General features: G+C 68.6%; 18 protein-coding genes. 9 read left to right on the top strand and 9 right to left on the bottom strand.

Annotated features, from left to right (window positions below; translation table 11 throughout):
- The 3 genes from VD964_RS08425 to VD964_RS08415 all read left to right on the top strand — a co-directional run.
- Positions 1-730: flagellin (locus VD964_RS08425; RefSeq protein ID WP_324867507.1), on the top strand; the 730-nt coding region annotated here is incomplete at its 5' end.
- Positions 731-872: 142 nt separating this feature from the next.
- On the top strand, positions 873-1,307 hold the full coding sequence (locus tag VD964_RS08420; protein WP_324867505.1) for a flagellar biosynthesis repressor FlbT: 435 nt from the start codon (positions 873-875) through the stop codon (positions 1,305-1,307).
- The gene (locus tag VD964_RS08415) at positions 1,304-5,497 is read left to right on the top strand and encodes a tetratricopeptide repeat protein (protein ID WP_324867503.1); all 4,194 of its coding nucleotides are present in this window, start codon (positions 1,304-1,306) and stop codon (positions 5,495-5,497) included. The genes VD964_RS08420 and VD964_RS08415 overlap by 4 nt, the downstream gene beginning before the upstream one ends.
- A 131-nt stretch (positions 5,498-5,628) precedes the next feature.
- Here VD964_RS08415 and VD964_RS08410 read toward each other — a convergent pair whose 3' ends face one another.
- From VD964_RS08410 to VD964_RS08400, 3 genes are all read right to left on the bottom strand, one after another.
- Positions 5,629-5,808, bottom strand: coding sequence for a YdcH family protein (locus tag VD964_RS08410; protein WP_044551486.1), 180 nt, complete (start codon positions 5,806-5,808; stop codon positions 5,629-5,631).
- Positions 5,809-6,041: 233 nt separating this feature from the next.
- Positions 6,042-6,734: a tetratricopeptide repeat protein gene (locus VD964_RS08405; RefSeq protein WP_324867500.1), complete on the bottom strand. Its 693-nt coding sequence runs from the start codon at positions 6,732-6,734 to the stop codon at positions 6,042-6,044.
- Entirely contained in the window at positions 6,734-10,300 is a 3,567-nt protein-coding gene (locus VD964_RS08400) for a tetratricopeptide repeat protein (protein ID WP_324867498.1), read from the bottom strand. The genes VD964_RS08405 and VD964_RS08400 overlap by 1 nt, the downstream gene beginning before the upstream one ends.
- A 155-nt stretch (positions 10,301-10,455) precedes the next feature.
- Between VD964_RS08400 and VD964_RS08395 the strand changes: the two genes are divergently transcribed.
- The gene (locus VD964_RS08395) at positions 10,456-11,676 is read left to right on the top strand and encodes a tetratricopeptide repeat protein (RefSeq protein ID WP_324867495.1); all 1,221 of its coding nucleotides are present in this window, start codon (positions 10,456-10,458) and stop codon (positions 11,674-11,676) included.
- Here VD964_RS08395 and VD964_RS08390 read toward each other — a convergent pair.
- Entirely contained in the window at positions 11,673-12,572 is a 900-nt protein-coding gene (locus VD964_RS08390) for a tetratricopeptide repeat protein (protein ID WP_324867493.1), read from the bottom strand. The genes VD964_RS08395 and VD964_RS08390 overlap by 4 nt on opposite strands.
- A gap of 210 nt (positions 12,573-12,782) precedes the next feature.
- Here VD964_RS08390 and VD964_RS08385 point away from each other — a divergent pair, with 210 nt between their 5' ends.
- Together VD964_RS08385 and VD964_RS08380 are read left to right on the top strand one after the other, a co-directional pair.
- Positions 12,783-13,403, top strand: coding sequence for a hypothetical protein (locus VD964_RS08385; protein ID WP_324867490.1), 621 nt, complete (start codon positions 12,783-12,785; stop codon positions 13,401-13,403).
- Positions 13,404-13,429: 26 nt separating this feature from the next.
- Positions 13,430-13,630 carry a hypothetical protein gene (locus tag VD964_RS08380; protein ID WP_324867489.1) on the top strand — a complete coding sequence of 67 codons (201 nt, stop codon included), beginning with the start codon at positions 13,430-13,432 and terminating at the stop codon, positions 13,628-13,630.
- A 32-nt stretch (positions 13,631-13,662) separates the two neighbouring features.
- Here the strand turns inward: VD964_RS08380 and VD964_RS08375 are convergent, their stop codons facing one another.
- Positions 13,663-14,082 (bottom strand): flagellar basal body rod protein FlgC, encoded by a 420-nt coding sequence (locus VD964_RS08375; RefSeq protein ID WP_324867487.1) that lies wholly within the window; start codon positions 14,080-14,082, stop codon positions 13,663-13,665.
- Between the two features lie 247 nt (positions 14,083-14,329).
- Between VD964_RS08375 and VD964_RS08370 the strand changes: the two genes are divergently transcribed.
- Positions 14,330-15,184: a PP2C family protein-serine/threonine phosphatase gene (locus VD964_RS08370; protein WP_324867485.1), complete on the top strand. Its 855-nt coding sequence runs from the start codon at positions 14,330-14,332 to the stop codon at positions 15,182-15,184.
- Positions 15,185-15,200: 16 nt separating this feature from the next.
- Here the strand turns inward: VD964_RS08370 and VD964_RS08365 are convergent, their stop codons facing one another.
- Positions 15,201-16,814 carry a serine/threonine protein kinase gene (locus tag VD964_RS08365; protein ID WP_324867483.1) on the bottom strand — a complete coding sequence of 538 codons (1,614 nt, stop codon included), beginning with the start codon at positions 16,812-16,814 and terminating at the stop codon, positions 15,201-15,203.
- Positions 16,815-17,011: 197 nt separating this feature from the next.
- On the opposite strand from VD964_RS08365, the gene VD964_RS08360 reads away from it, so the two are divergent.
- The gene (locus VD964_RS08360) at positions 17,012-18,730 is read left to right on the top strand and encodes an alpha-amylase family glycosyl hydrolase (protein WP_324867481.1); all 1,719 of its coding nucleotides are present in this window, start codon (positions 17,012-17,014) and stop codon (positions 18,728-18,730) included.
- Positions 18,731-18,929: 199 nt separating this feature from the next.
- Complete coding sequence (locus tag VD964_RS08355; protein ID WP_324867478.1) at positions 18,930-20,030, top strand: TRAP transporter substrate-binding protein; 1,101 nt, start codon at positions 18,930-18,932, stop codon at positions 20,028-20,030.
- Positions 20,031-20,084: 54 nt separating this feature from the next.
- Here VD964_RS08355 and VD964_RS08350 read toward each other — a convergent pair whose 3' ends face one another.
- The 3 genes from VD964_RS08350 to VD964_RS08340 all read right to left on the bottom strand — a co-directional run bounded on the left by VD964_RS08350 (position 20,085) and on the right by VD964_RS08340 (position 26,268).
- Entirely contained in the window at positions 20,085-22,139 is a 2,055-nt protein-coding gene (locus VD964_RS08350) for a hypothetical protein (RefSeq protein ID WP_324867476.1), read from the bottom strand.
- Entirely contained in the window at positions 22,136-23,545 is a 1,410-nt protein-coding gene (gene flgK, locus VD964_RS08345) for a flagellar hook-associated protein FlgK (RefSeq protein ID WP_324867474.1), read from the bottom strand. The genes VD964_RS08350 and flgK overlap by 4 nt, the downstream gene beginning before the upstream one ends.
- A gap of 104 nt (positions 23,546-23,649) precedes the next feature.
- Complete coding sequence (locus VD964_RS08340) at positions 23,650-26,268, bottom strand: flagellar hook-basal body complex protein (RefSeq protein ID WP_324867472.1); 2,619 nt, start codon at positions 26,266-26,268, stop codon at positions 23,650-23,652.
- Positions 26,269-26,300 lie beyond the last annotated feature (32 nt).

The following is a 26,300-nucleotide window of genomic DNA, read 5'->3' as shown; positions in this document are numbered from 1 at the left end:
CTCGGAAAGCTTCGCGTCGGGCACGGTGGTGACCTTCACCGTCGACCGCAAGCTGCTGGAAGCGTCGAACAACCAGGGCAACGGCATCTCGACCATCGAGAAGAAGGTCGACCTGCAGATCCAGGTGACCAACTCCAACGGTGCCCAGGTCACCCGCGACGGCATGAACGAGCAGGGCGACGGCAAGCTGGCCGGCGGCGACCAGGCGTTCGCCTTCGACAGCGGAACCGTTCACGTGAACGTCGATGCTGCGACGATCAAGCAGGCGGCGTCGGCCAACTGCTCGGCCAACATCGTCACCAAGCAGATCTCCGATGCCAACTCGTCGAACGACATCACGGTCCAGCTGAACGAGACGAACACCAACTCGATCACCGTGAACGCCGTGAACCTGACCACCAGCGGCCAGGGCCTGAAGCTCGACGAGGCGCAGAACGATTGGACCGACCGCGCCGACATCGATAAGGCGGTTGCCGGCCTGGACAACGCCAAGGCGACGATCCGCTCCGCGTCGCAGTCGCTGTCGAACAACCTGAACATCATCACGACCCGCGAGAACTTCACCAAGGAGTTCAGCAACGTGCTGTCGGAAGGCGCCAGCAAGCTGACGCTGGCCGACCAGAACGAGGAAGGCGCCGGCCTGCTGATGCTGCAGACCCGTCAGCAGCTCGGCACCATCGCCCTCTCGCTGGCCAACCAGTCGCAGCAGTCGATCCTGCGTCTGTTCTAAGGCGTAGAGTTCGGGTAGGGAGTTCGGGTAGGATCACGCCCGGCGGGCGGCGGCATCAGGCCGCCGCCCGTTTCTTTTTTGGACCCGACCGGGTCGGCAAAGGCCGGACGGCAAGGGTCCGCAAGCCCCGGGTTCCGCACTCATGCCGCTCAAGTTCGTTCTTCGTCCCAATGAGAAGGTCATCATCAACGGCGCCGTCATCGGTGCCGGCGACCGTCCGGGCTCATTCTTTCTCTACAACACCGCAAATTTCCTGAGAGGGCGCGAAGTCCTGAAGGAAGAGCAGATCGACTGCATCGAGAAGAAGCTCTATTTCGTCATCCAGCTCGTCTACATCTTTCCGGAAGATGCGACGCTGAACCTCCAGCGCTTCGCATCGATCCTTGACGAAACGCGCCAGGCGCGGCCCGATGCCGCCAAGACGCTGGGCGAGATCGAACGCCTCGTAGAAGCCCGCAACTATTACCGGGCGCTGAAACTCTGCCGCAAGATGTTTAAGTCCGGCGATGGCGGAGCCGCTGACGGCGGGGCGGGCGACGACGACGACGATGCACCGGCAAACGATCGGATGCCGTGACCACCGCCGAACTTCTCGACGCCGCATTGCCGCTTCATCGGGCCGGCCGGCTTGCCGAGGCGCTGGCCCTCTATCGCCGGATCCTGGTCGGTGATCCGGCGAACGCCGATGCGTTGCACCTGTCGGCTTTGATCATCCACCAGGCCGGGCTGCCTGCCGCGGCGTTGAAGCGCTTGCGGGCTGCGCTGACGGTGCAGCCCAATTTCCCGGTGGCCTGGAACAGTCTCGGCAATATCCTGGCGGACATGGACCGGTTGAACGATGCGCTGGACGCCTATGCGCGGGCGGTCGGCCAGGACGACCATTATGTCGAAGCCTACAACAACCGCGGAACGGTTCTCCGGCGGCTCGGCCGGCGGGAGGAGGCGGTCGAGGACTATGTCCGCGCCCTGACCCACGGGCCGGACAACATCACGGCCCGCTTCAGTTACGGCATCCTGCAACGGGAACTGGGCCGGATCCCACCGGCGGCCAATGCATTCTACGCGGTGGTGCAGGCCAACCCATCCTATCCCGATGCGTGGCGCCATCTGGCGATCTGCCTGCGCGGGCTGGGCCATCCGGATGCCGAGGACTGCCTGCGGCGCGCGCTTGTCGATGCCCCGGCGGACGAGGAACTGTCGGTCGAACTGGGCGTGATGCTGAACGCACAGGGGCGCTATGGGGAAGCCCGCGATGTCCTGGCGCCTGCGGCGGAGGCCCACGGCGGCAACGCGCTGCTGCATTTCACGCTCGGCACCGCATTGCAGGGCTTGGGCCGCCTGCCGGAGGCCGTCGCCCGGCTCCGACATGCGCTGGGGCACGAGCCGACGATGCAGGGCGCCTGCAACAATCTGGGCGTGGCGCTGCTCGACCTGGGGGATCCCGACGCGGCGGCGCCGGTCCTGCGCCGGGCGATGGCGCTCAGCCCGGACGACGCGATGGTGGTCAACAACCACGGCACCGCGCTGGAGAACCGGTACGACCCCGACGCCGATCCGGAGCCGTCGGCGCGATGGTACCGCCGCGCCCTTCGGCTGCGTCCCGATTATGGGAAGGCCTTGATCAATTTGGCCGGCGTCCACGGCGCCATGCGGCAGGCCGATGTGGCCGAGGATCTCTATCGTCGTGCGGTGGCGGCCGAGCCGAGGAATGCAGAGGCCTATGCCAATATGGCCAGCCGGCGGTTGGACGGCGACGATCTGGCCGAGGCGGAGCGGTTGTACCGGCGTGCGCTGGCGATCAACCCCGGCCGGCCGGAGACGCTGACCGGTTATGGTCTGGCACTGCAGATGCGCGGGCGTATCGAAGAGGCGGAGGCGGCCCACCGACGTGCGCTCGCGATCGACGCCAGCAATGCGGATGCCGCCGGCAATCTCGGCTTGCTGATCTGGCAGTACCGCCAGGATGCGGATGCCGCCGAACCCTGGATGTCTCTGGCCCTCTCGATCAATCCGGCACTGGGCAGCGCGCATCTGAACCGCGGCCTGCTGCGGCTCGCCGGCGGGGATTTTGCCGGCGGCTGGGATGACTACCGCTGGCGCTTCCGGGCGAAAGGGTATGTGAGCCGGCGGATCGCCGTTCCGCCCTGGCGCGGCGAGACGCCTGCCGGCCGGCGCCTGCTGGTCTGGCGGGAGCAGGGGGTGGGTGACGAAATCCTGTTCGCCTCCTGCTTTCCAGCGCTCATCGCGCGTGCCGGCCATGTGGTGATCGAGTGCGATCGCCGTCTGGTGCCGCTGTTCGCGCGTTCCTTCCCGACGGCGACGGTGCGGGAGCAGTCGGTCGGCGAGACCGGCCGGGAACTGATCGTACCGCCGGACGTCGACGCCCATGTGGCGGCCGGCGACCTGCCGGGACTGCTGCGCGACAGCCTGTCCTCCTTCGGATCGCAAAGCTCTTGGCTGGTCTCCGACCCGGCGCTGGTGGAGCGCTGGCGCGAGAGGCTGGCGGCGCTGGGACCGGGGCTGCGGGTCGGCATCGGCTGGCGCAGCCAGGTGATGACGACCGACCGCAAGACCTCCTACGTGATGCTGGAGCATTGGGGACCGCTGTTCGCCGTTCCGGGAGTGGTGTTCGTCAACCTGCAATACGGTGACTGCGAAGCCGAGCTTGCGGCGGCCGAAGAGCGTTTCGGCGTGCGCATCCACCGCTGGGGCGACCTGGATCTCCGGAATGACTTCGACGGTGCGGCGGCGCTGACGGCGAACCTGGATCTGGTGATCTCGCCGGCCATGTCGGCGGGGGAACTGGCGGGTGGACTGGGGGTGCCGGTCTGGCGCTTCGGCCACCGCGACTGGACGCAGTTCGGCACCGGCGTCCGCCCTTGGTTCCCGGCCATGCGCCTGTTCCAGCCCACCCCCGGCGAAGGGCTGGAGGCGGCGCTCGGGCGGATCGCCAAGGCTCTGCGCGACTGTGCTTCGCCACAGGACAATGCTGGTCCAGGCGGGGGCGGGCCGTCGGCAGGCGTGGAGGCCGGAGATGGCGAAGCCGCCGATCCGGCCCCGGTTCCCGCCCCGATTCCCGATAGCGACCCCGACCATCTGTTGGAGCAGGCGGTCGCCGCCCACCGCGGCGGTGACGCGGCCGGGGCCGCCGCCCTCTATGGGCGTGTGCTCGCCCGCCGACCACGGGACCCGGTGGCCTTGCACCTGTCCGGCCTGCTCGACCACCAGTTGGGCGCATCGGAAAGGGGCGAGCCGCGCATCGCCGCCGCGGTGGCCGCTGTCCCCGGATATGCGACGGCGCATATCAGCCTCGGCAATGTCCGCCTGGCGCTCGGCCGGGCCGCGCAAGCGTCGTCGAGCTTCCGGGCGGCGCTCGCCCTCAACCCGGCCGACGCCGTGGCGTTGACCAATCTCGGCAACGCCCTGGACGGGCAGGGGCGGAGCGGGGCCGCTCTGCGGGTGCAGGGGTGGGCGGTCGCCGCCGACCCTGAACTGGCCGAAGCACATGACAATCTTGGCGCGATGATGGCGCGGCTCGGCCGCTGGGGCGAAGCGGAGCAGGCGCATGTCCAGGCGCTGCGCCGGGCGCCGCAATTGGTGGCCGGCTGGATCAACCTGTCGGTGGCTCTGCGGCGCCTCGGGCGTCCGGATGCTGCGGACCGCGCCGGGCGCCTGGCGCTGACGCTGCAGCCGGCATTGGCCGACGGGCTGGCGAACCGCGGCAGGCTTCTGCGCGAACTGGGAGAGGATGCGGCGGCCGGCCTTTCCTGCGCCCGCGCCCTGGCGGTGGAGCCCGGCCACGCTTCCGCCGCCTTCAACGGCGGGGTGCTGCATCTCGCCGCCGGACGGCTGGCGCAGGGGTGGGGCGGCTACGACCGCCGCTTCGACACGCGCGATCTTGTGACGGCGGCCCGCCGCCCCGGCGTGCCGGCCTGGGGCGGAGAGGATTTGGCGGGCAAGCGGATCCTGGTCTGGCGCGAGCAGGGCATCGGCGACGAGCTGATGTTCGCGCAGCGCCTGCCGGAGTTGATCGCCCGTGCCGGGCATGTGGTGGTGGAATGCGATCCGCGCTTCGTCCCGCTGTTCGCCCGCTCCTTCCCGCAGACGACGGTCCGTCCCCGTCCGGCATCACCGGACGAACGCGCTGCCGAGGTCGATTGCCATGCTGCGATCGGCTCGCTGTCGCGCCACCTCGGGGGCACGCTGGCCGACTTCACCGGGGTCGAACCAGTCCTGCGGGCCGATCCGGCGGCGGTGCGGGAATGGAGGCGGCGGCTTGCCGCGCTGGGGGACGGCCTGCGGGTCGGCATCGCCTGGCGCAGCGGCCAGCTGGATCCGGACCGCATGCCCGATTACACGCGGATCGAGGATTGGGGGCCGGTGCTGACCCTGCCCGGCCTCGTGCCGATCACGCTGCAATATGGCGATTGCGGGACGGAACTGGCGGCGGCGGCCAAGGCCTTCGGCCAAGCGCCGGGGCTGTTCCCCGACCTCGACCTGCGCAACGACTTGGACGGTACCGCCGCGCTGATGTCGGCGCTGGATTTGGTGATCGCGCCTGCCACCTCGACCGGCGAACTGGCGGCGGCGCTGGGCGTCCCGGTCTGGCGGCTGGCGCGGGCGGGAGACTGGACGGCGTTGGGAACGGCCGTGCGGCCCTGGTTCCCGTCGATGCGGTTGTTCCGGACCCGCCCGGGGCAGCAGGTTGCCGATCTGCTGCCGGCAGTGGCGTCGGAGCTGTCGCGCCTCAAAAAGCCGGCGGGCTGAGCGGAGTCCGGTAAACGCTACCGTTGAAAAGCCGCCATTAAAAAAGCGGCCATTAAAAAAGCCGGGTGAGGCCAATCGCCTCAACCCGGCTTTCGTAACCCCGTTGAGGGGCGATGCTGTGATTGGGGGGATTAATTTATCGTGCCGGAGCGCGTCAGGCGATCGATCTCTTCCTTGACGTGCAGCTTTTCGAGCTTGAGGCGCTTCACCGCGCTGTCATCCGGCCAGGACCGCTTTTCCTCATCGAGGATCGCGCGATCAAGGCGCATGTGCTTTTCTTGCAGAGACGAAAGGCGAGCTTCAGTGTGCATGAGTCGCTCTCCATAGGATCAGTCCGTGTCCCGCCGCAATGTGACGGGCCGGTGACATGAGTGTTCACCCATCCGAACCGCAGAACAACCCTAATCTTGCGTTTTATGCGGTCAAACCATGCGAAAAAGTGCCTCAACCGTTCGGTTGTATGACAGTGGGTCGCAGGGGTGGGATCTTGAAATCATTTTGCGCAACACCAACCGGAGGCCATCTCACCCTTTGACCCGAAGGGTTATGCCTGAGTCGGCCCATTGCCGTGGCCGACGACGCGGCCGGCGATGACGTCCAGTGTGTGCCGGGCATCCGCATTGCCGGGCTGAAGGACCAGCATGCGGCGATACCACCATGCGGATTCGCCAAGGCGGCCCAGCCGGTACTGGATCGCAGCCAGTCGCGCGGCGACCGAAGGAACGCTCGGGTCGAGCCGGGCCGACCGGCGCAGCGCCGTCACCGCCTCTCCGGAGCGGCCGAGGCCGTCGAGTGCGATTCCCCATTGATGCAGCAGGGCCGCACCGGCGCCGAGCAGCGCTGCCCGGCCATAGGCGCATGCCGCCGCCGGGGCGTCCCCGCGCTCCCGCTCCGCATGGCCGAGCCCCTCCTGTGCGGCAAGCAGGACGGGGGACAGGACCAGGGCATGGCGGAAACGACGAGCCGCCATGTCGGGCCGCCCCAGCGCGCGCAGGATCTTGGCATGGTTGACCGCAGCCTCGGCATCGGCGGGCTCCAGCACCAGGGTGCGGGCGAGCAGCGCATCGGAGTCCTCCAGCCGGCCGAGCTGGGCAATCAGAAGTCCGTAGCGGTGCAGTGCTTCCGTGTTGGCCGGATCGCTCTCCAGAACATGGCGGTAAAGCGCTTCGGCCTCCTCGAAGCCGCCGGTCTGGTGGTGGTCGAAGGCCTGCGCCAGCAGCGTGCCGATGGCGGGCATCAGGCCGGTGCCAGCGCGGCCAGCGCGCGCACCGCCTGCACGGCTGCGGCAGCCAACCCTTCGCCCGGAACGGGCTGGACCAGCCGCATCGACGGGTACCAGGGCCGCACGCCGGCGCCCAGTTGAGTCCAGTCGCGGGTGCCCAGCCGCCAGACCGGAACGCCCAGTGCCCCGGCCAGTTCGCCCACCGCGGTCGCCGGTGCGATCACCAGATCCATATTGGCGATGAGGGCGGACACCCCTTCGAAATCATCCCTCAGGTTCAGGTCGTCCCAGCGATGCAGCCGGCGCGTCGCCGTTTCCACCCGCGCCAGCTCGGCAGCGCAGTCGCCATATTGCAGCGTGACGACGCTGACACCGGGCAGGTCCAGCAGAGGCAGCCAGTCGGCCAGACCCGTGTAGGCGGCGGCGCGCTGTGCCGTGACGATCTGGCTGCGCCAGGCCAGCCCCACCCTCAGGCCGGGCAGGTGGGCGACCCGGTCCCGCCATAGCGCGACGCGTTCCGGATCGGGGCGCAGATAGGCGGGGCGGGGCGGGAAGCGGTCCAGCCGGTCGCGGATCAGGGCGGGCAGGCTGCCGGCCGGCATCTGCAGGTTGCAATCGGGTGGGTCAACCGTCTCCCGTCCGGCGGTGTCGGTGGTTTCCGCCCGCACCGAGACTCCGGGGAATGAGCGGGCGAATAGGCTGACCAGCCGCCGGTCGCATTCGACCGTCACCGGCCCGTCCAGCCCTTGCAGCGCGTCGAAGCAGGAGGCGAACAGGATCTCGTCGCCCACCCCCTGTTCCGACCAGACCAGCAACCGGCGTCCGTGCAAGCCCTCCCCATTCCACACCGGACGGTCGATCCTGCGGGCGCGCTGCAATTGCCGGGCGGAGAAGCGGCGGGCATAGCCGTCCCAGCCACGGGCGAGGCTGCCGCCGGTCAGGTCGATCAGCCCGAGATTCCAGGCGGCGAGCGCGAATCCAGGGTCGATCCGCAAGGCGTATTGCAGATGGTGCCTCGTCTCCTCCTGTTGCCCTGCGTACATTGCCATGGTGGCAAGGTTGTTGTGTGCATCGGCGGAGTCCGGCTGGAGAGCCAGTGCGCGCCGGTAAAGAGCGATCGCCTCGCCGCTCCGTCCTTCCAACTCGCAGGCATGTCCGAGATTGGAGAAAGCAGGCGAATTCTCGGGCTGGAGCGCGATGGAGCGGCGGTGCAGCCGCATGGCCTCCGCCACCCGCCCGCCGATTTGATGAACCAGACCCAGATGGGTCAGGGCTTCGGGGAAGGCAGGGTGCAGCGCCAGCGCGCGGGCGAAGGCGCGGGAGGATTCGGCATGCCGCTTTTCGGCCTCGTGGATCAGGCCCAGATGGTTCCAGGCATGGGGGAAGACGGGATCGAGGCGCAACGCTTCGGAAATCAGGGTCAGGGCGTCGGCGCTTCGTCCCGTTTGGTGCAGAAGAAGTCCCAGCAGATGGAGTGCATCGGCATGGCCGGGGTTGGCGCGCGCGGGGTCGGCGGCGATGGCGGTGCGGTAGGCGGCCTCCGCCTCCGCCGCATGTCCGGCGCGGTGCAGGGCCACGGCGTCGTTCAGCAGGGCGTCGAAGCCGGCCGGCGGAGACTGGACGGCAGGCGGTGCGGGCGGGGGGGACGACTGCGTGGGCTGCGGAAAGGCGCCCTCCGGCAACGCGGCGCGGAGGGCTTTGGCGATGGCCTGCATCGTTGCCTCCAACTCCTCACCTGCGTTGGGCTGGAACAGGCGCATGGCGGGGAACCAGGGGCGGACGCCAGTGCCGAGCTGGGTCCATTCGCGACGGCCGAAGCGCCAGACCGGAACGCCCAGGGCGCCCGCCAGTTCTCCCGCCGACATGGCGGGAGAGATCACCAGATCGAGGTTCGCCGTCAGCGCCGCCGCCCCGTCGAAGTCGTCCTTGAGGTTCAGGTCGGACCAACGATGGATGCGCACGCCGAAGCGCTGTTCCGCCGCCACAAGCTCGGCTTCGCAGTCGCCATACTGCAGGTTGACGAACACCACGCCCGGCACCGCGAACACCGGTCCCCAATGCTCCAGCATCACGTAGGACGCCTTGCGGTCCGCCGTCATCAGCTGGCTGCGCCAGCCGATGCCGACCTTCAGCCCCGTGCCCAGCGCCGCCAGCCGCTCTCGCCAGCCTTCCACCAGCGCGGGGTCCGGCGTCAGCCAGGGACCCTGCGGTTCGAAGGCGGACAGGCTTTCGCGCAGCCGGTGCGGCAGGTCGCCGGCCGGGACCTGTAGATGACAGTCGGGCGGCTCGATGGTTTCCTGCGGGATGGCGCCGAAAGCGTCACCGGTGCAGCTTTCCGCCCGGACGGTGGCGCCGGGGAAGGAGCGGCGGAACAGCGGCAGCAGGCGCGGGTCGCATTCGATGGTGACCGGTCCGCCCGCCCAGGCGATGACGTCGGGATAGCAGGAGGCGAACAGGATCTCGTCGCCCACGCCCTGTTCCCGCCAGATCAGCAGGCGCTTGCCACGCAGCAGCTCGCCTCCCCAGCGCGGAGCGGCGATCCGGCGGTTCGGCATCACCTCCCCGGCGGCGAAGCGCCGCTCGTACCCGGTCCAGCCGCGCGGCAGGTCGCCATGCAGAAGGGCGAGCAGCGACAGATTGTAGGTGGCGGTGGCGAGATTCGGCTGCTGCGCCAGCGCGTCCTCGAAGCAGGCTGCCGCCTCCTCGTAGCGCCCCTGCGCCTGCAGAGCGTTGCCGAGATTGTAGCGCGCCTCGACGAAGTCGGGGTGCAGGTCCAATGCCTGCCGATGGCACAGCTCCGCCTGATCGGGGCGGCCCAGCCGCTTCAAAACGCTGCCCAGATTGTTCAGCGCGGCGCTGTGGCGCGGGTTGCGCTTCAGCGCCTGCCGATAGGCGATTTCCGCACTTTCATAGGCGCCCTTCTGCTGCAGGACGGCGCCCAGATTGTAGTGCCCGGTGGCGTAGTCGGGCCTGGATTGCGTCACCAGTCGGTACTGCGCGACCGCTTCGTCCAGCCGGCCGATCATCGCCAGCGCGTCGCCCAGATTGCTGTGTGCCTCCGCCATGCCGGGCGAAAGCCGGACCGCCCGATCCAGCGCGACGGCGGCGTCGGCATGGCGCAGCCCCGCAGCGCGGCCGTTGCCGAGATTGTACCAGGCCTTGGCATAGTCCGGCTTCAGCGCCAGCGCCAGCATGAAGGCCCGCTCCGCCTCCCCGTGGCGGCCCAGGGCGGCCAGGGCATTGCCCAGATTGTGCCGCCGCTGTGCTCCGCCGGGGTCGAGCGTAGCGGCGGTGCGGTGGGCCTGGGCTGCGTCGGCCGCACGCCCGCATGCGATCAGCGCGCTGCCCAGATTGTCCCAGTAGTCGGGAACCCCCCTGGAGCGTTGCAGCGCCTTGCCGATCAGCTCGACCGCCTCGGCCGCGCGGCCGGATTGCAGGGACAGCACGCCCAGCAGGTGCAGCGCATCGGGATGTTGCGGGTCGGCGGAGAGCACCGCGCGGTAGCCGTGCTCCGCCTCGGCAAGGCGCCCGGCCTGATGGTGTGCGACTGCCTGCGCAAGCCTGTTGCTGTCCTTCGCCACGGTTCCGCCCCATCCCAGATGCCCGTTCCCTCAAAGGGAGTGCCATCATCGGTGGATCACGGTAAAGATGCCATTGATATCCACAACGTTTTAAGGCGGGAGTAGACGCAATGGCCGGGTCACGCTTGTCCTTGCGCGGTGGTCGGAGGACGGGTTTGCGGGCGGGCGCACTGCCGCCGGCCGTCCGGCTCAGCCGGCAGGCCGATGCGCTGGCCGCCGCCGGCGATCCGGCGGGGGCGGAGCCGCTCTACGCCCGCGCGCTGGCCGCCGATCCGACGCTGGCGGGAACCCACAACAACCATGGCAACGCCCTGCGCGCGCTGGGCCGGCTGGACGAGGCCGCCGCCGCCTATCGCGCCGCCATCGCGCATGGCCTGGACGAGGGGATGGCGCACTACAACCTCGGCTCCGTCCTGCGGCAGGCCGAACGGCGGGTGGAGGCGGAGGACGCGTTCCGCTGTGCGCTGGCCCTGCGGCCGGACCATGCGGAGGCGTGGAACAACCGCGGCAACCTGTGGCGCGACCTCGACCGCTTCGGCGAGGCGGCGGCGTGCTACCGGCGGGCGCTGTCGCTGCGGCCGGACTGGGCCGACGCCCACGACAATTTCGGCGCCGTGCTCTACCTGCTGCACGAACAGGGCGGCACGGAGGAGGCGGCGGAGCTTGCCCGGCGCTGGCGGCGCGACCACCCCGGCAATCCGCTGGCCCGCCATATCGGCGCCGCCATCGCCGGCGAGGAGGCCGACCAGCGGGCGCCCGACGACTATGTGCGCCAGACCTTCGACCTGTTCGCGGAGGAGTTCGACCGCAAGCTGGCGGAGCTGGACTACCGCGCGCCCGCCCTGCTGGCCGAGCTGCTGGCGGGCGAAAGGGCGGACGGCAGCCTGGACGTGCTGGATGCCGGCTGCGGCACCGGGCTGTGCGCGGCCCGGCTGCGGCCACGCGCCCGGCGTCTGGTGGGTGTCGACCTGTCGGACGGCATGCTGGAGCGCGCCCGCGCCCGCGGCCTCTACGACGAGCTGCACGCGGCGGAACTGGTCGGCTTTCTTGCCGGCGCGCCGGGGGCCTTCGACCTCGTGATGGCCGCCGACGTGTTCTGCTATTTCGGTGTGCTGGACGAGGCATTCGCGGCGGCGCGCGCGGCGTTGCGCCCCGGCGGCCGGCTGGCCTTCACGGTCGAGGAACTGGCTGCGGACGACGGCCGTCCGCACCGCGTCGCCACCCACGGGCGCTATGCCCATGCTAGAGCCTATGTGCGCGGCGCGCTGGCGGGAGCGGGGCTGGAACTGCGGCGCTGCGACCATGAGCGGCTGCGCTTCGAAAGCGGGGAGCCGGTGATGGGGCTGGTGGTTCTGGCCGTACGGCCTGCCGGCTAGGTCTTGCGGGGCCGGCGGGGGGATGGCCGCCTGCCGGCCGGCTTGCGCACCGGTGCGGGCTCCGCGGCGGGCGCCGTCAGGACGTCGGCCTCCGCGGCGCGTCCGAGCGACCGCAGCGCCAGGGCCAGCGTATCGCGTGCGGCGGGATGGGTCGGATCGATGCGGACGGCGTGCCGCAACGGCGCGAGGGCTGCGTCGGCGCGGTTGGTGGCGGCCAGCGCGATGCCCAGATTCAGCGCCGCAGACAGGAAGTCGGGCACCAGCGCCAGGGCGTTGCGGAAGGCGATCACCGAATCCGCCCGAAGCCCCGCAGCAAACAGGGCATTGCCCAGCAGGAAGGCGATGTCGGCGTCCTGTGGTTCCAGGGATGCCGCGCGGATCAGATCGACCAGGGCCGGCGTCACCTGCCCGGTCTCCAGCCGCAGCCGTCCGCGCGCGTGCAGCAGGGCGACGAGCTTCTCGCGTGCCGGCTCCAGCGACGGCTCGATCCGCAGGGCGCGTTCCAGCAGGTCCGCCGCGACATCGACGGCAGCGGCGTCGCCGCCGTGGCAGGCGAAGGCGCGGTCGGTCCAGGCCTCCGCGAAGTCAGGGCGCAGGGCCAGCGCGCGTCGATAGCCGGCCTCCGCCTCGTCCAGCCGGTTCAGGCCGCGCAGCAGGTTCGCCCGGTTTGCGCGCATATCGGCCGCCTCCGGCCGCAGGACGATGGCCTTGTCGATCAGGGTCAGGCCGAAGTCGCCATGGCCGATCTGCCCGGCCAGGACGCCCAGGTAATGCAGCGCGTCGGGCTGTTCCGGCTCGGCGTCGAGGATGCGGGTATACAGTTCCTGCGCTTCGCCGAAGCGGCCGGCGAGGTGCAGATCGAGCGCGAGAGTCAGGGCTTCGAGGATCGTGGCCATGGGCCAACCCTTTAGGATGCCCGAGGGCATGGCCGCAAGTCCGCGCAACGGCAGCTCCGCATTCCGGCACGAATACTCCCGTATTGAGTATTCCCCTTTCGCCATATGGGTTGGTTTCGCAAACTCAAATAAGAGTAAAGAAAGCCTTTACGGCGTGCCGGGATTACGGTAATTTAATGTCCGATTATCACAGATTCGGGTAAGCCGGTCATGAACGTGGCATCCGCCACATCGACGGTCTCACGGCCGTTCGCTTTCATGACGCCCCGCGGCAGCGATGCCGTCGATGGTGGGGCAGGCGCCCGGATTCCGGCCACCACCTCCGGTCCGACCGCCGAGGCGCGTGAGGCGGAGCCTCTCGTCAACCGTTTCCCGACCATCGCCTTCAGCTACGATACCGATGCCTCGCGGCTGGTGATGCTGTACCGCGATCCGGCGAACGGAAAGACCGTCTCGCAGATCCCCACCGAGGCGGCCTTGAAGCAGTACAAGGAAGCCCAGCAGCAGGAAAAGAACGCGGAACGCGCCGCCCTGCTGAAACTGACGGTCGGCGGGGCTCAGGGTGGCGGATCGCAGGGCGGTGGCGCGGAGAGTGGCCGGGCCGAGGGCATGGCGTCCGCGGCCTACGGTCGCGGTTCGGCGGCCGGGTCAGCGGCTTCCGGCCCTGGAAACGCCGGCAACTCGATCGGCAGCGGCCGATGGCTCAGCGGTGCTGCCGGTTCGGCGGGCGGCGTTGATGCTTCCGCCGCGGCGGCGTCTGTGTCACAGTCGGCGACGAGCACCGCTGTTTCCGCCGGCACGTCCGCCGCGCGGGTCAATGTGGTGATCTGAGAGCTTCCTCTCCCAAGGGTTCCGTCATGGGCATGGACATCGCCTCCTCGACCGCCGGTGCGGCAATCGCCTTGAAGCAGGTGCAGGGCCAGATGGATTTCGGCGTCAAGGCGCTGAACCGGAATGCCGAGCAGCAGCAGGCGACGGTCGCGGCCCTCGTGGAGGGCGGCAGCGGCGGCGGCAACGTTACGCCGACGCGCGGGCAGAACCTGAACATCAGCGTCTGACCGATACGGTCGGAACCGGCCGCTTCCGGTCCTCAGGCTTTCGAGTTCAGCAGCGACGTCAGCATCTCGTCCTGGGTTCGGACCACGGCGATGTTGGCGCCATAGGCCCGGTTGGCCGCGATCTGATTGACGCGCTCCTTCGTCAGATCGACGTTCGGTGCGGCGACCATGCCATCGGCATTGGCGGCGCTGTCGTCCGGCGCGTATTCCTGCAGATAGGCCGGAGTGATCGGCGTGAAGGTCGCCCGCGTGCCGGGGTTGGCATCGGCCTGGGCCACCGCCAGCGGCTGATAGGGCGCCCGCTGATCTCCGGGTGTCCCGCCTGCCACCGCGCCGCCTGCCACCGGGACGGCGCCGGTGGAGCGGACGTTGGCGACGTTGGAGGCGGACGCGTCCAGACGGCGCGTCTGCGCGGTCAGGCCGCTGAGCGCGATGCCGATGTTGCCGACCATGGCGGGCCATCCTCCGTATGACGGTGTCTGGACCAACAGTACCACATCCGGTTTCCAAGAACAGATGGGCAAGACAGGCCAATCGGCCGTTCGGCGGCATGGATTCCGTACGCGAACTATCTCCCGGCGCAATCGTCCGCTGCCGGCAATCCCCGCTGTATCTTTTCAAATGCTTGCGCCATTATCGGGCGAAAGGCCGAGGCTCCGGTCCCGATGGAGCCGGTCCAAGAAAATCGGTCCAGCCTCCATGGATCCAGACGTTCGCGAGACGGGAGCCGCCGCCTGCATGCCCAACACCGCCTTTGTCCTGACCGCCGCCGGGCTGACCGACGTCGGGCGTACCCGGTCCCGCAACGAGGACGACTTCCACGTCGATGCGATCGGTGAATTCGCGATCGTCTGCGACGGGATGGGCGGCCACGCCGGCGGCGACATCGCCAGCCGCAAGGCGGTGGAGGTGATTTCCGGCCTCCTGAAGGATCATGCGCCGTCGGAGCCGATCACCGTGGTCGACCGCGACGACATCGACCGGACCCAGACCGACCCGGCGGCGACGGAACCGGCGGTGGGCCATGCGCTGTCGGTGGCGCGGTCGGCCGTGCAGATGGCCAACCGGTCGATCCACGACCTGAACGTCGCTCGCGGATTCGCCCAGGGGCGCGGCATGGGCACGACGGTCGCCGGCCTCTGGCGGGTTCCGGGCACGGCCCAGATGGTGACCTTCCATGCCGGCGACAGCCGGGTCTACCGCCTGCGCGACGGGGACCTGCGCACGCTGACCCGCGACCACAGCCTGTACCAGATCTGGCTCGACAACGGCGGACGGGGAACGCCGCCGCAGCGGAACATCATCGTCCGTGCGCTCGGCACCGGCGAGGAGGTGGAACCGGAGGTCGCCGTCCACACGCTGCTCCCCGACGATGTCGTCATGATCTGTTCCGACGGCTTGAACGGCATGGTCACGGACGGCGCCATCGCCCGCATCCTGACGGAGGAGCGCGACCCGGCCCGCGCCGCCGCCGCCCTGGTCGATGCCGCCAACACGGCCGGCGGGCAGGACAATGTGACGGTGGTGGTCGGGCGCTTCACCGCCAACGCCTGACGGGAACGGGCGGGGGTCACGGTCCGGTGGTGATGAAGCGGGCGACAGCGAGCGTAGCCGGCGCGTCGTCCGGCAAGGTCGCCAGCGCCTCCACCAGGGCGGCCAGATAGTCGGCCGCCGCTTCCTGCTCCGGCCGCGGGGTTAGGAACAGGGGCTCCGCCGTGGCAATGGTCAGCAGCAGTTCGCTGCCATAGGGCGGGCCGATGGTCCAGTAACGCCCGCCATCCGCCCGGTCGCCCAGCCGCCGCGATGCCCCCGCCGCCAGTGCCGTGCCGCTGTCCGAAGGGTTGGGCAGCAGATGGATGACGGTGCCGTCGACCGTAAAGTAATCGGCCTGTATCCGCACCGGCCGTGCCGGGGCCCTGATCTCCAGAATCAGCGCATCGCCGGAGCTGAGCTGCGGTCCGATTCCCTCCGCCGATGCCGCCTCCGCTGTTGCCAATCTGGCCGTCAGCGGTTCCGCCAATCCCCGGTTGGCGTCCAGCGCCGCGGCGACGCTGGCAAGCGGCCCGCAGAACCGCGCATCGGCGGCGGCGAGGTCGAAGCCATGCTCCCAGCCGCCTGCCGCCGCTTCCACCGCCTCGCGCACTGCAGTCTCCGCCTGTGCCCCCATTGCCGTCCCTGAAACGAGCAGCCGTCCGCCGGCTTCCTCCACCGTCACCAGCGCGCAAGGTATCCCCCGCAACGCTTGCGCCACCGCCGCCACCGGAGGTCGTCGCGGCGCAACCGGCACTTCGGGTGCGGGAGCGGGCTCCGGGGGAGGCAAGGTCGCTGCAGCCGGAGCAGTGGCCAGAGCAGTGACGGGAGCGGTTGTCGCGGTCGCGGGCGGCGAGGAAAGGGGGGTGGTCAGGGTCGGCACCGGCCGGTTCATCAGCACCGCGCCAGCCGCCAACCCACCCGCCAGCGTCATCCCGCCGAGCCACAGCGGCCAGCGGCGTGCGCGTTTCGGCGTCGCCACGGAAGCGGGAAGGGGCGTGCCGGTCAGGCCGGCGACGGCACGCCGAAGCGATGCGGCATCCGGGAAGGCGGCGGCGCCGCGCTCCCGCACCTGCTCCAGCAGCGACGCGACCGCCGGGTGGTCGTCATGGCCGGACAGCAGCCGCTCGATCAACCGGCCGGCGGCGGCAAGATCGTGGCTCCGGTTTGCCAGAGCCGCGGTCAGCGCCGTCCGTCCGAACCCGGTGACCATGGCGGAGCTACCGCTGTGGCGGATGGCCTCCGCCTCCAGCGCGCCATGGACGATTCCGGCCCGGTGCGCGGCGTCCAACGCGCCCAGCACGCGGTCCAGCGTCGCGACGCTTTCGTCCAAGCTCAAGGCGCCGTCGGCCAGCCGGTCGGCCAGCGTCCGCCCTTCGACCAGCCTAGTGGCGACGAAGGCGGTGCCGGCATGCTCGCCCGAGGCCAGGACGGCGGGAATGGCGGGATGGGACAGCTGGGCCGTGGCGGCGGCGGTGCGGCGGAACCGCTCCAGCGACGCGGCATCGGCACACAGCCGTGCCAGCGGGATGGTCCACAGCGCCAACGCCTGCCCGTTCGCATCCAGCGCGCGGTGCAGCCGGGCCTCGCCGACCCGGCCGATCAGCTCGCGCAGCCGGAAGCGGCCGAGCCGCCGCTCCGACTCGGCCGTCACTGTCGCCGTCCCTCTGCCGCGCTGCATTCCCGCTCCCCCTTGGTGAGCGCTGGTATAGCCGCAGCGTGGCGGAGCGGCCAAGCCTGCACGTACCCGGCCGCAAGATCCTGTCCATCCGGCCGAGCTGTACGAAAGGGGAGGGCCTGTGATCACGATCGGCCGCTAACCTTTCGTTAGCCATGGCGGGGGAAGCTTGGGTGGTGAACCGGCAGCGCTACGCCGGGATCGCCAACCCCGGCGCGGAGCCTGCTGCCTTGACCACCACCATCACCCTGTCCCAGTCGTCCGGCCCGAACATCTCCTGGCTGAACGGGGCGGCGCTGTACCAGATCTATCCGCTCAGCTTCCGCGACCGCGGCGGCGACGGCTGGGGCGACCTCGACGGCGTGATCGAGGGGCTGGACCATGTGGCGTCGCTGGGGGTGGACGGGGTGTGGATCAGCCCTTTCTACCCGTCGCCGCGCACCGACTTCGGCTATGACGTCGCCGACCACCGGGCGGTCGATCCCCGCATGGGCAATCTGGCCGTCTTCGACCGGCTGATCGAGCGCGCCCATGGGCTGGGCCTGAAAGTGCTGGTCGATCTGGTCTGCGGCCACACCTCCAACGCCCATACCTGGTTCGTGGACAGCCGGCGGTCGCGCGATGGGGAAATGGCCGACTGGTATGTCTGGGCCGACGCCAAGCCCGACGGGACGGCGCCCAATAACTGGCTGTCGGTGTTCGGCGGCGCGGCCTGGACCTGGGAGCCGCGGCGCCGGCAATATTACCTGCACCATTTCCTGTCGAGCCAGCCGGCGCTGAACCTGCACCATCCCGCGGTGATGGACGCCCTGTGCGAGACGGCGGAATTCTGGATGGAGCGCGGCGTCGACGGCTTTCGCATCGATGCCGTGGATTTTTTCGCCCACGACCCGCAGCTTCGCTCCAACCCCGCCGCGCTCTGGCGCGAGCCGCAACCGCCGCTGAAGCCCTTCGCCCTGCAGCAGCATGTCTACGACATGATGCACCCCGCCATCGGCGGCATCCTGGCCCGCCTGCGCGAGACGGTGGAGCGCTACCCCAACCGGGTCCTGCTGGGCGAACTGTCGAGTCAGCCCGGCGCCGGCCAGCGCATCGCGGCCTACTGCTCGCCGCAGGGGCTTCACGCCGCCTACAGCCTGTCGCTGGCCAAGCAGCCCTTCAGCGCCAAGGGCTTCGCCCAGGCCCTGACCGCGGTGCCGCGGCCGGAGGCGATCTGCTGGAGCCTGTCCAACCACGATGTGGAGCGTGCCGCCAGCCGATGGCTGCCGGCCGGCGCCGACCCGCAATCCTTCAACGCCCTGCTGGCGATGCTGGCGGCATCGCTGCCCGGCACGGTCTGCCTCTACCAGGGGGAGGAGCTGGGGCTGCCCAACGCGGTGCTCGAACAGCATCAGTTGCGCGATCCCTTCGGGATCACCTACTGGCCCGATTTCCAGGGACGCGACGGCAGCCGCACCCCGATGCCCTGGCGCGCCGACGAGCCCAACGCCGCCTTCACCATCGGCGAACCCTGGCTGCCGGTGCCGGACGCCCATCTGGATCTGGCGGTCGACCGGCAGGAACGGACCGCCGGCAGCCGATTGGCGGTGTGGCGTGCCGCGCTCTCCCTGCGCCGTGACCTGGAGGCGCTGCGCACCGGCACGGTGGCGGCGGTGGAGGAGCATGGCGACGTGCTGTCCTTCGAGCGCGTCTTCGGGGAGGAGCGTCTGCTCGCCGTCTTCAACATGGCCGACCGCCCGGCCGAATTCGCGCTGCGCGGGCGCGGCGAGCCGGAAGCCCTGCCGGTGCCGCGCGCGCCGGGGGCCCTGCCGCCGGAACCGACGGCCGACGGCCGGACGCTGGTGATGCCGCCGCTGTCGGTCTACCTGGGGCGCCTGCGGCTGCCGTCCTGAACCTGCCGTCCTCACTTGGCCGCATACGCTGTTCGGGGGTGTCGCCGACACCCTCGAAAGGCAGGCATGCACATTTATGCGATGCAGGGCGCCGCTTCGGATGATTTGTTACACTCTCGCCTAAGCCGCTGTAATTCCCTGATTCACCGCGGGTCATGGAAATCGTCAGCGACAGCAATAATCTTGCGGAGTAGCGGGAGTGGAAAGAAGAGCGTTTCTCACCAAGGCCGGTGTCGGTGCCGTTTCGACCGTCGCCGCCTCGACCCTCGCGGCCCCGGCCATCGCGCAGAGCCAGCCGACCATCCAATGGCGTCTGGCGTCGAGCTTCCCGAAGAGCACCGACATCCTCGTCGGCACGTCCGAGATGATCGCCAAGCGCGTGTCGGAGGCGACCGACGGCAAGTTCCAGATCCGCGTGCACGCCGCCGGTGAGATCGTGCCCGGCCTGCAGGTGCTGGACGCCGTGCAGAACGGCACCGTCCAGTGCGGCCACACCTGCGGCTATTACTATGTCGGCAAGGATCCGACCTTCGCCTTCGACACCGCGATTCCCTTCGGTCCGAACGCCCGCCAGCAGAACGCCTGGTACCAGTATGGCGGCGGCCAGGAAGTGATGCGCAGCTTCTTCGCCAAGCACGGCATCGTGCAGTTCCCGGCCGGCAACACCGGTGCCCAGATGGGCGGCTGGTACCGCAAGGAAATCAAGTCGCTGGCCGACTTCAACGGCCTCAAGATCCGCATCGCCGGCATCACCGGCCAGATCATGGCCAAGCTGGGCGCCGCCCCGACCCAGATCGCCGGCAGCGACATCTACCCGGCGCTGGAAAAGGGCACCATCGACGCCGTCGAGTTCGTCGGCCCCTATGACGACGAGAAGCTGGGCTTCGTCCAGGTCGCCAAGTACTACTATTATCCGGGCTGGTGGGAAGGCGGGCCGCAGGTCTCGCTCTACATCAACCAGAAGGAATGGGAGGCGCTGCCCAAGTCCTATCAGGCGATCCTGACCGCCGCCTGCGCCGAGGCGAACAGCGCGATGACCGCCCGTTACGACGCGGAGAATGCCCGGGCGCTGAAGCGTCTGGTCGCCAAGGGCGCCCTGCTGCGCCCCTATCCGCGCGACCTGATGGAGGCCGCCCACAAGATCGCCTACGAGCTGTACGACGACATCGCCAAGACCAACCCGGACTTCAAGGCGGTCTACGACAGCTGGAAGCCGTTCCTGGACGAGGTGCAGCTGTGGTTCCGCGTGGCGGAGCTGCCCTACGACAACTTCACCCAGTCGGCCGGCCGTTCGAAGTGACGGTTCCGGAGGTCTGAGGAAACAGGGGGCGGCCGGGTCGGCCGCCCTTTTTCGTCAGGCGAGATAGTTCAGCAGCGACAGCTTCTGCGTCTGGCCGGCGACGGCATAGGTCGCCTGCTGCACGTTCATCGCGCTGCTCAGCCTTGCGGCGACCTCGTTCTGGTCGATGCCCTCGATCTTGGCGATGCGCTCGGTCAGGGTGGCGACGGACTCCGTGTGCGAGTCCTTGATGGTCTCCAGCGTCGCGCCGTCGGAGGCGACCTTGGCGTGGATCGACCTGATCTGATCGGTGGCCTGGGTCAGCATCTCGCGCGCCTGGGTGCTGTATTCGGTCCATTTTCCGGGATTGGCCGCCGCCGTGCGCACCAGCTGCATCGCCTTGACCAGCGTCTGGAACGCCTTGTCGTCGGCGCTGACGCCGTAGGTGACGTTCAGGTTGTCGTCGATGGTCACCTGGGACTTGCGGTACGCCTCGGCATTCTTGCCCTTGGTCAGATATTCGGCGTCGTAGAAGGGCAGGTCGGGCGGCTCGGCGTAGGGAACATTGATCAGGCTGTCCTGCTCCGGCGGCAGGGTTCCCACCGTGATGGTGTTCTCCAGCGATCCGTTCGTCACCTTGGCCGAGGTGGAGAACAGCGACGTGCGGTTGGGGTGATTGGTGGGATCGGCGAAACCCGTGCTGGTCAGCGCGATGCCGGGCCCGTTGCCCACCGCGTCGATGGTCACCGGAGGTGCGGGGTTCAGCGTGGCGAACTGCTGGCGCAGCTTGTCGGCGACCTGTCCGACGTTGTTGACGCCGGCGGCGTAATCGGTGTCGCTGACGGTGTAGCGCACGGTGTAGGCCTGGTAGGGCGGCAGGTCGTGCGGCGCGGTCGGGTTCCGGGTGTAGTAGTTCTGGTTGTACGGATCGTCGGGATCGCCGACCGCAACCGTGAACTCGAAGGTGTCGCCGATGTCGACCGCGGCGCCGTTCAGGGTGAAGCGGTCGATCTGCGGCAGGGCCGCCGTCGGCGCCTGGGTGGTCGAGGGCGTATCGACGCTGTTCTCCACCGTGGCGGAGTTCACGACGCGCGCCGACAGGTCGAACTTCTGGCCCGGATCCTGGCCGACCAGCGTGATGATGCCGTTGGAGTTCGACACCGTGATCGGGAGAGGCGGGGAAGCGGTGGTGTTGATGTTGTCGGCCAAGGCCTTGGCGACGGCGGTCAAGGTTTTCGGGTCCCCCAACGCGACCTGATGGCTGAAGGTCTGGCCGTTGATGGTCACCTCGAAGTAATCGTCGGTGTTCACCACGGCGCCGTTCAGCGTGATCTTGCTGGTCTGCTTGGTCGCCAGCAGGTCGGTGACCGGTTCCGTACCATAGCGCGAACCGGCGAACAGATAGCGGTCGCCGAAGCGCTGGTTCAGCAGCGCCTGGATGTCGCGCATCGCGCCCTCGGCGCGGTCCTTCACCTGATCGGCCTGGGGGAAGGAGACGTTGAAGCTGCTGCTGGACGCCGCCTTCAGCGTGTCGAAGCTGAGGTTCAGCATGGCGCCCTCGCCGGGGCCGCCGGATATGTTGAAGTTGTAGCCCTTGCCGTCGTTGGGCGGGGTGGTGCCCAGGTTGATGGCGCGGGTGGTCTTGCCGCCGAGCCCGTCCGTCACCGTCACGTCGAAGGTGCCGTTGCCGCCCTGCTGCGAGGGCACGGCGGTGACCGTGTATTTGGCGCCCACCGTCAGCTTCGACTTGGCGGGATCGATCGCCACCTTCATCCCCTCGGGATTGGTGTTGATCGCCGAGGAGACGCTGGCGGAGCCGGGCTGGAAGGGAAAGGTCGTGCCGGAGGTCCAACTCGACACGATCGATTCCAGGGAGGTCAGCACCTTGTCCGTCGCCTTGACGCGCGGGGCCGCGGTGTTGATGCTCTGGATGTAGTTGTCCTTCGTCGCCATCTCCGCCCGCAGGTCCAGGAGCTTCTGCACCTCCGGCCCATAGGCGTTGAGATCGACCGACTTCTTGCCCGTGGTCAGCTGTTCGGACAGCCGGTTGATGTCGTTCTGGCCGCCGGACAGGTTCCGGACAAGACTCAGATATTTCGAGTAGCTGCTGACTCCCGTTATCGAGCTCATCGGACCACCGCCTCCAGCGCATCAAACATTGCATTGGCCACTTGCATGACCCGTGCCGAAGCCTGGTAGGAGGTCTGGAGCTGCTGCAGCTGGGCGATTTCCTCGTCGATGTTGACGCCGGTCTGGGACTGGTAGCGTTCGGACAGCAGCTGCACCGATGCCTTGTTGGACTCGCTGGCGGTGTTGGCGGACTTGGCTGCGGCCATCCAGGTGCCGGTGATGGCGCTGCCCATGGCGCTGTAGCTGGTGTCCTTCAACTGCAGGCCGTCGGCGCTGAAATTGCGGCCGGACGCGTTGATGGCCGTGACCATGCCGTCGATGGCGGCCCGCTTGATCTTCGCGGTGTTGTCCACGAGTTTGGCGTTCACGGCGATGGTGAAACGGTCGTTTCCGGTGAAGAACTGGTTGATCTGCTCGCCGTCGGCGGCCGGGGCGGACTCGTCGTAGGCGTCGGCGAAGCTGGTCGGCTCTCCGGGCTTGGTCGGGCCGGTGAAGGCCTGGGCATATTCGTCCAACTGGGAGCGCAGCTTGCGGACGATTTCCGCCGTCGGGTCGCCGCTGGCCGGCGTCGGCGGTTCGGTCGTCGAGCCGTCCTTGCGCATCTGGATCAGCGAGCCCAGCTTGCCGGCGGTCAGGTGGTTGTTGATCGAGGTGACTTGATTGCCGACCTGTAGGTTGATGTTGCCGCCGTCATAGGAAAGATTTGCCGGCTGGGCATCGACCAGCGCCAGACCCGACGGGGTGAAGATCGCCAGACGGCCGTCCGGCCGCTCCACGGTGCGCACGGGCATGTAGGTGCTCAGCTCGCGGATCAGGCCGTCGCGCTTGTCGGCGACGGCGTTGGCGGCCGACCCCTGGCCCTGCAGCGACACCGTGTCGTTGTTGATCGCGTTGATCTGCTTCAGCAGCTCGTTGGCCTTGTCGACCGACTTGGTGATGTCCGTCTTCATGTCGCGGTCGAGCTGCTCCACGCCTTCGGAGACGCGGCGGATCTCGCGCGAGAAATTGTCGGCGGCCTGGACCAGCTGGTACTGCGCGGTCTCGTCCTCCGGCGAGGTGGCGAGCGTCTTCACCGCCGCCTGGAACTTGCCGGCATAGTCGTTCAGCAGGGGCGTGCCGTTCGTCGTCCGCATCAGGTCGCCCAGCTGCTGCATGTAGGTCGCCGTCGCCTGAGACCCGCCGTCGCGCGCGGTCAGATCCATCACCTGCGCCATCAGGGCCTTGTCGACTTCCCGGCGATAGGTCGTGCTGATGACCTGGCCGCTGGCGTCCACCGACTGCTGGGCGGTGTGGCGCGTGCGGGTCGGATCGTTGGCCTGCGCGATGTTGTCCGACACCAGCTTGACGCTGGTCTGGACCGTGCGCAGCCCGGCCGTGGCGCTGTTCAAGGCTGCGAAGAGGGACATGGCAGGAGACCTTTCGCGGATCGGGGCGGTGCCGGGATGGCCGCCGCCCCCTCAGGCGATCAGGGAAACGGGCAATCAGGAAGTCAGGAGGTCAGGGCCGCGGCTTAGCGCTTCAGCCCCAGCACTTCCTGCAGCATTTCGTCCGACGTGGTGACGATCTTCGCGTTGGCGGAATAGCTCCGCTGGGTGACGATCATCTTGGTGAACTCGTCGGCGATGTCGACGTTGGAGCTTTCCACGCTGTTCGCCACCACCGCACCGGCGCCGTTCGTCTCCGGATCGTTGAAGTTCGGCTTGCCGGCCTCTTCGCTCTCGATGAAGACGCCGCCGGACTCGCGCTGCAGGGCGTTCGGGTTGTTGAAGGTGATGATCGGCACCTTCGCGACCATCTTCGACCGCCCGTTGTCGTAGTTGACCATCACGGTGCCGTTGTCGCCGAAAACCACGTCCTTGAACTGTCCGCGCGGGGCGCCGTTCTGGACCAGCTGGGTGACGTTGATCTCCTCGCCGGCATATTGGGTCAGGCCGCCGGGCTTCTGGTACTTGCCGAGGTTCAGCGTGACCTGCTGCGGGCCGAAGCCGTAGTCGACCGTGAAGGTGACGGTGGCGTCGGCGCCGGCGGACTGGTTGGCGGCGCTGACCGCCGTGCCGGTGCCGACCAGGGCGGTGGAGATGTTGGTCAGCGTGCCGACCGTCTCGGGCGTCTTGCCGAAGGTCAGGCCGACATGGGCCGGCGTCTGGCCGGCGACCGCACTCTGGTCCAGGGTGAACTGGGCGGCGGGAGCGTCGGAGACGGAGCCTGTTGTAGCGGGCACACCGGGCGCGGTCAGCTGGTTGCCGGTCCCTGAGGCGCCGGGAACGACCGACCGGAAGTACTGCATTACCTTGTCCGGCGTATTGTACATGCCGTAGTTGGCGTTGGTGATCGTCAGCGGATAGCTGATGCCGTTCGCCGTGATGGTGTAAGTGTCGCCGACATCAACGGTGGACCCGTTCAGCGTCACCGTGCCGCTGCCGGTTATCGTATTGGGGCCGCTCGGCGAGGCCGCGGTCTTGGCGGTGACGGTGATGACGCCGCCCTGCGCGCTGGCGGTCACCGGCAGCGAGGTGTTGGAGTTGATCTTGTTCGCCAGCGCCGCGGTGATGTCCTCCATCGTCATTTCTTCGCCGGTGGTGCTGTAGGTCACCGCCGTGCCGTTGATGCTCAGCGTGTACTGCGTGCCGATGTCGCCGGGCGTGCCGGTCAGGGTCACGGTGCGGCTCTGGCGCACGCCGGCCACGCTGGCGACCGACGGCAGCGAACTCATCGTGTTCACCGCGGGAGCCGAGTTGGTGGCGGTCGCGCTGGAGGTGACGTTGGTGTTGGCCGTATTCGACTGGATCGACAGGATGTTGCCGGCCGACGAGGCGGTTACGGTCGCCCCCAACTGCTGGTTGATCCTGCCGGCCAGCTGGGACACGACGTCGCTCACCGTCGAATAGCTCTGATAAGTCGCGGCGGTCACCGTGTAGCTGATCGGCGTGCCGTTCACGGTGATGGTGAAGGAGTCGCCGACCTCGACCTGGGTCTGCGGGAACTGGAACTTGTCGATCTCGCCGGCACTGGCCGTCGCCGCCGTCGAGGTCTGGGCGACGATGGTGTTGTCGGTTCGGGTGCCGGACTGCACCTCCGTGTTCAGCTTGAACGGCGTGCCGGCATCGCGGGCGGTCACGCGGATCGTCTGGCCCGACGAGGTGGCGAGCACCGATGCCGCCGGGGATGCGGAGTTGATCTGGTTGGCCAGCGCGCCGGCCAGGCCCGAATAGGTGCGGATCGACCCGATGTTGTCGGCCGTGATCTTCAGGCTGTAATTGGTGCCGTTGACCTTGACCGAATAGGTGTCGCCGATGCGCAGGTTGTCCTGTCCATTGCTGTTGTTGCCGGAGATGGTGATGACGTTCACCTGCGCGACCGCCGTCTGGCCGGCGATGTTCTGGCCGAAGGACACGGTGGCGGGGTTGCCGGTGAAGGTGCCGTCGACCGGCTTGGTGTTGGAGCCCGGCGCGTCCAGGACCATGCGCCAGCTGCTGTCCGCCTGCTGCCGCCACTTGAAGTTCACGGTGCGCGGGTTGCCCTGGCTGTCGAAGATCTGGATGCTGCTGTCGGGGACCTTTTCACCCGGCTTCGGCGTCGCCGGCAGGTTGGCGGCCAGGTCGATGGTGCTGGTCGCCACCGGCTTGTCGATCAGCGAGTTCACCTGGATCGGCGCCACCTGGTCCTTGTGCAGGACGCCCGTCACCGGATCGACCAGCCAGCCGTTCAGGGCGTAGCCGGCGCTGTTGACCAGATAGCGGCTCTTGTCCAATTCGAAGTCGCCGGCGCGGGTGTAGAAGGCCGCCGATGACGACACCGTGCCCGTCTGCGTCTGCACCAGCGTGCTGGACCCCTGGGTCGCCACCTTGGTGACGCTGAAGAAGCCCTGGCCCTGGATGGCGATGTTGGTCGGGCTCTGCACCTGGGTCAGGCTGCCCTGGATGTTGTTCATGAAGACCGGTTGCGCCGTGACCCCGCCCGGCTCGTGCAGGCGCTGGCTGGACTGCAGGACCATCGTCTCGAACGCCGAATCGACACGCTTGTAGCCGATGGTCGAGCTGTTCGCGATGTTGTCCGAGATATGTCCGAGCGCCTTCGACTGGGCATTCAGGCCGAGAACGGCGGTTGTCATCGAACCGAAGATGCTCATGGCCGGGGTCTCCGAAAGAATAGGGCAAAGGT

The organism is Azospirillum sp., from assembly GCF_035628975.1.
GTDB lineage: Bacteria > Pseudomonadota > Alphaproteobacteria > Azospirillales > Azospirillaceae > Azospirillum.
This window is presented reverse-complemented; position numbering and strand designations above follow the sequence as displayed.

Bases quoted from the DNA above. Each gene is read 5' to 3' on its own strand.
- VD964_RS08385 (WP_324867490.1), top strand. From the start codon at position 12,783: ATGAACGTGGCATCCGCCACATCGACGGTCTCACGGCCGTTCGCTTTC.
- VD964_RS08410 (WP_044551486.1), bottom strand. From the start codon at position 5,808: ATGCACACTGAAGCTCGCCTTTCGTCTCTGCAAGAAAAGCACATGCGC.
- VD964_RS08375 (WP_324867487.1), bottom strand. From the start codon at position 14,082: ATGGTCGGCAACATCGGCATCGCGCTCAGCGGCCTGACCGCGCAGACG.
- VD964_RS08380 (WP_324867489.1), top strand. From the start codon at position 13,430: ATGGGCATGGACATCGCCTCCTCGACCGCCGGTGCGGCAATCGCCTTG.
- VD964_RS08420 (WP_324867505.1), top strand. From the start codon at position 873: ATGCCGCTCAAGTTCGTTCTTCGTCCCAATGAGAAGGTCATCATCAAC.
- VD964_RS08370 (WP_324867485.1), top strand. From the start codon at position 14,330: ATGGATCCAGACGTTCGCGAGACGGGAGCCGCCGCCTGCATGCCCAAC.
- VD964_RS08350 (WP_324867476.1), bottom strand. From the start codon at position 22,139: ATGAGCTCGATAACGGGAGTCAGCAGCTACTCGAAATATCTGAGTCTT.
- VD964_RS08405 (WP_324867500.1), bottom strand. From the start codon at position 6,734: ATGCCCGCCATCGGCACGCTGCTGGCGCAGGCCTTCGACCACCACCAG.
- VD964_RS08340 (WP_324867472.1), bottom strand. From the start codon at position 26,268: ATGAGCATCTTCGGTTCGATGACAACCGCCGTTCTCGGCCTGAATGCC.
- flgK (WP_324867474.1), bottom strand. From the start codon at position 23,545: ATGTCCCTCTTCGCAGCCTTGAACAGCGCCACGGCCGGGCTGCGCACG.
- VD964_RS08390 (WP_324867493.1), bottom strand. From the start codon at position 12,572: ATGGCCACGATCCTCGAAGCCCTGACTCTCGCGCTCGATCTGCACCTC.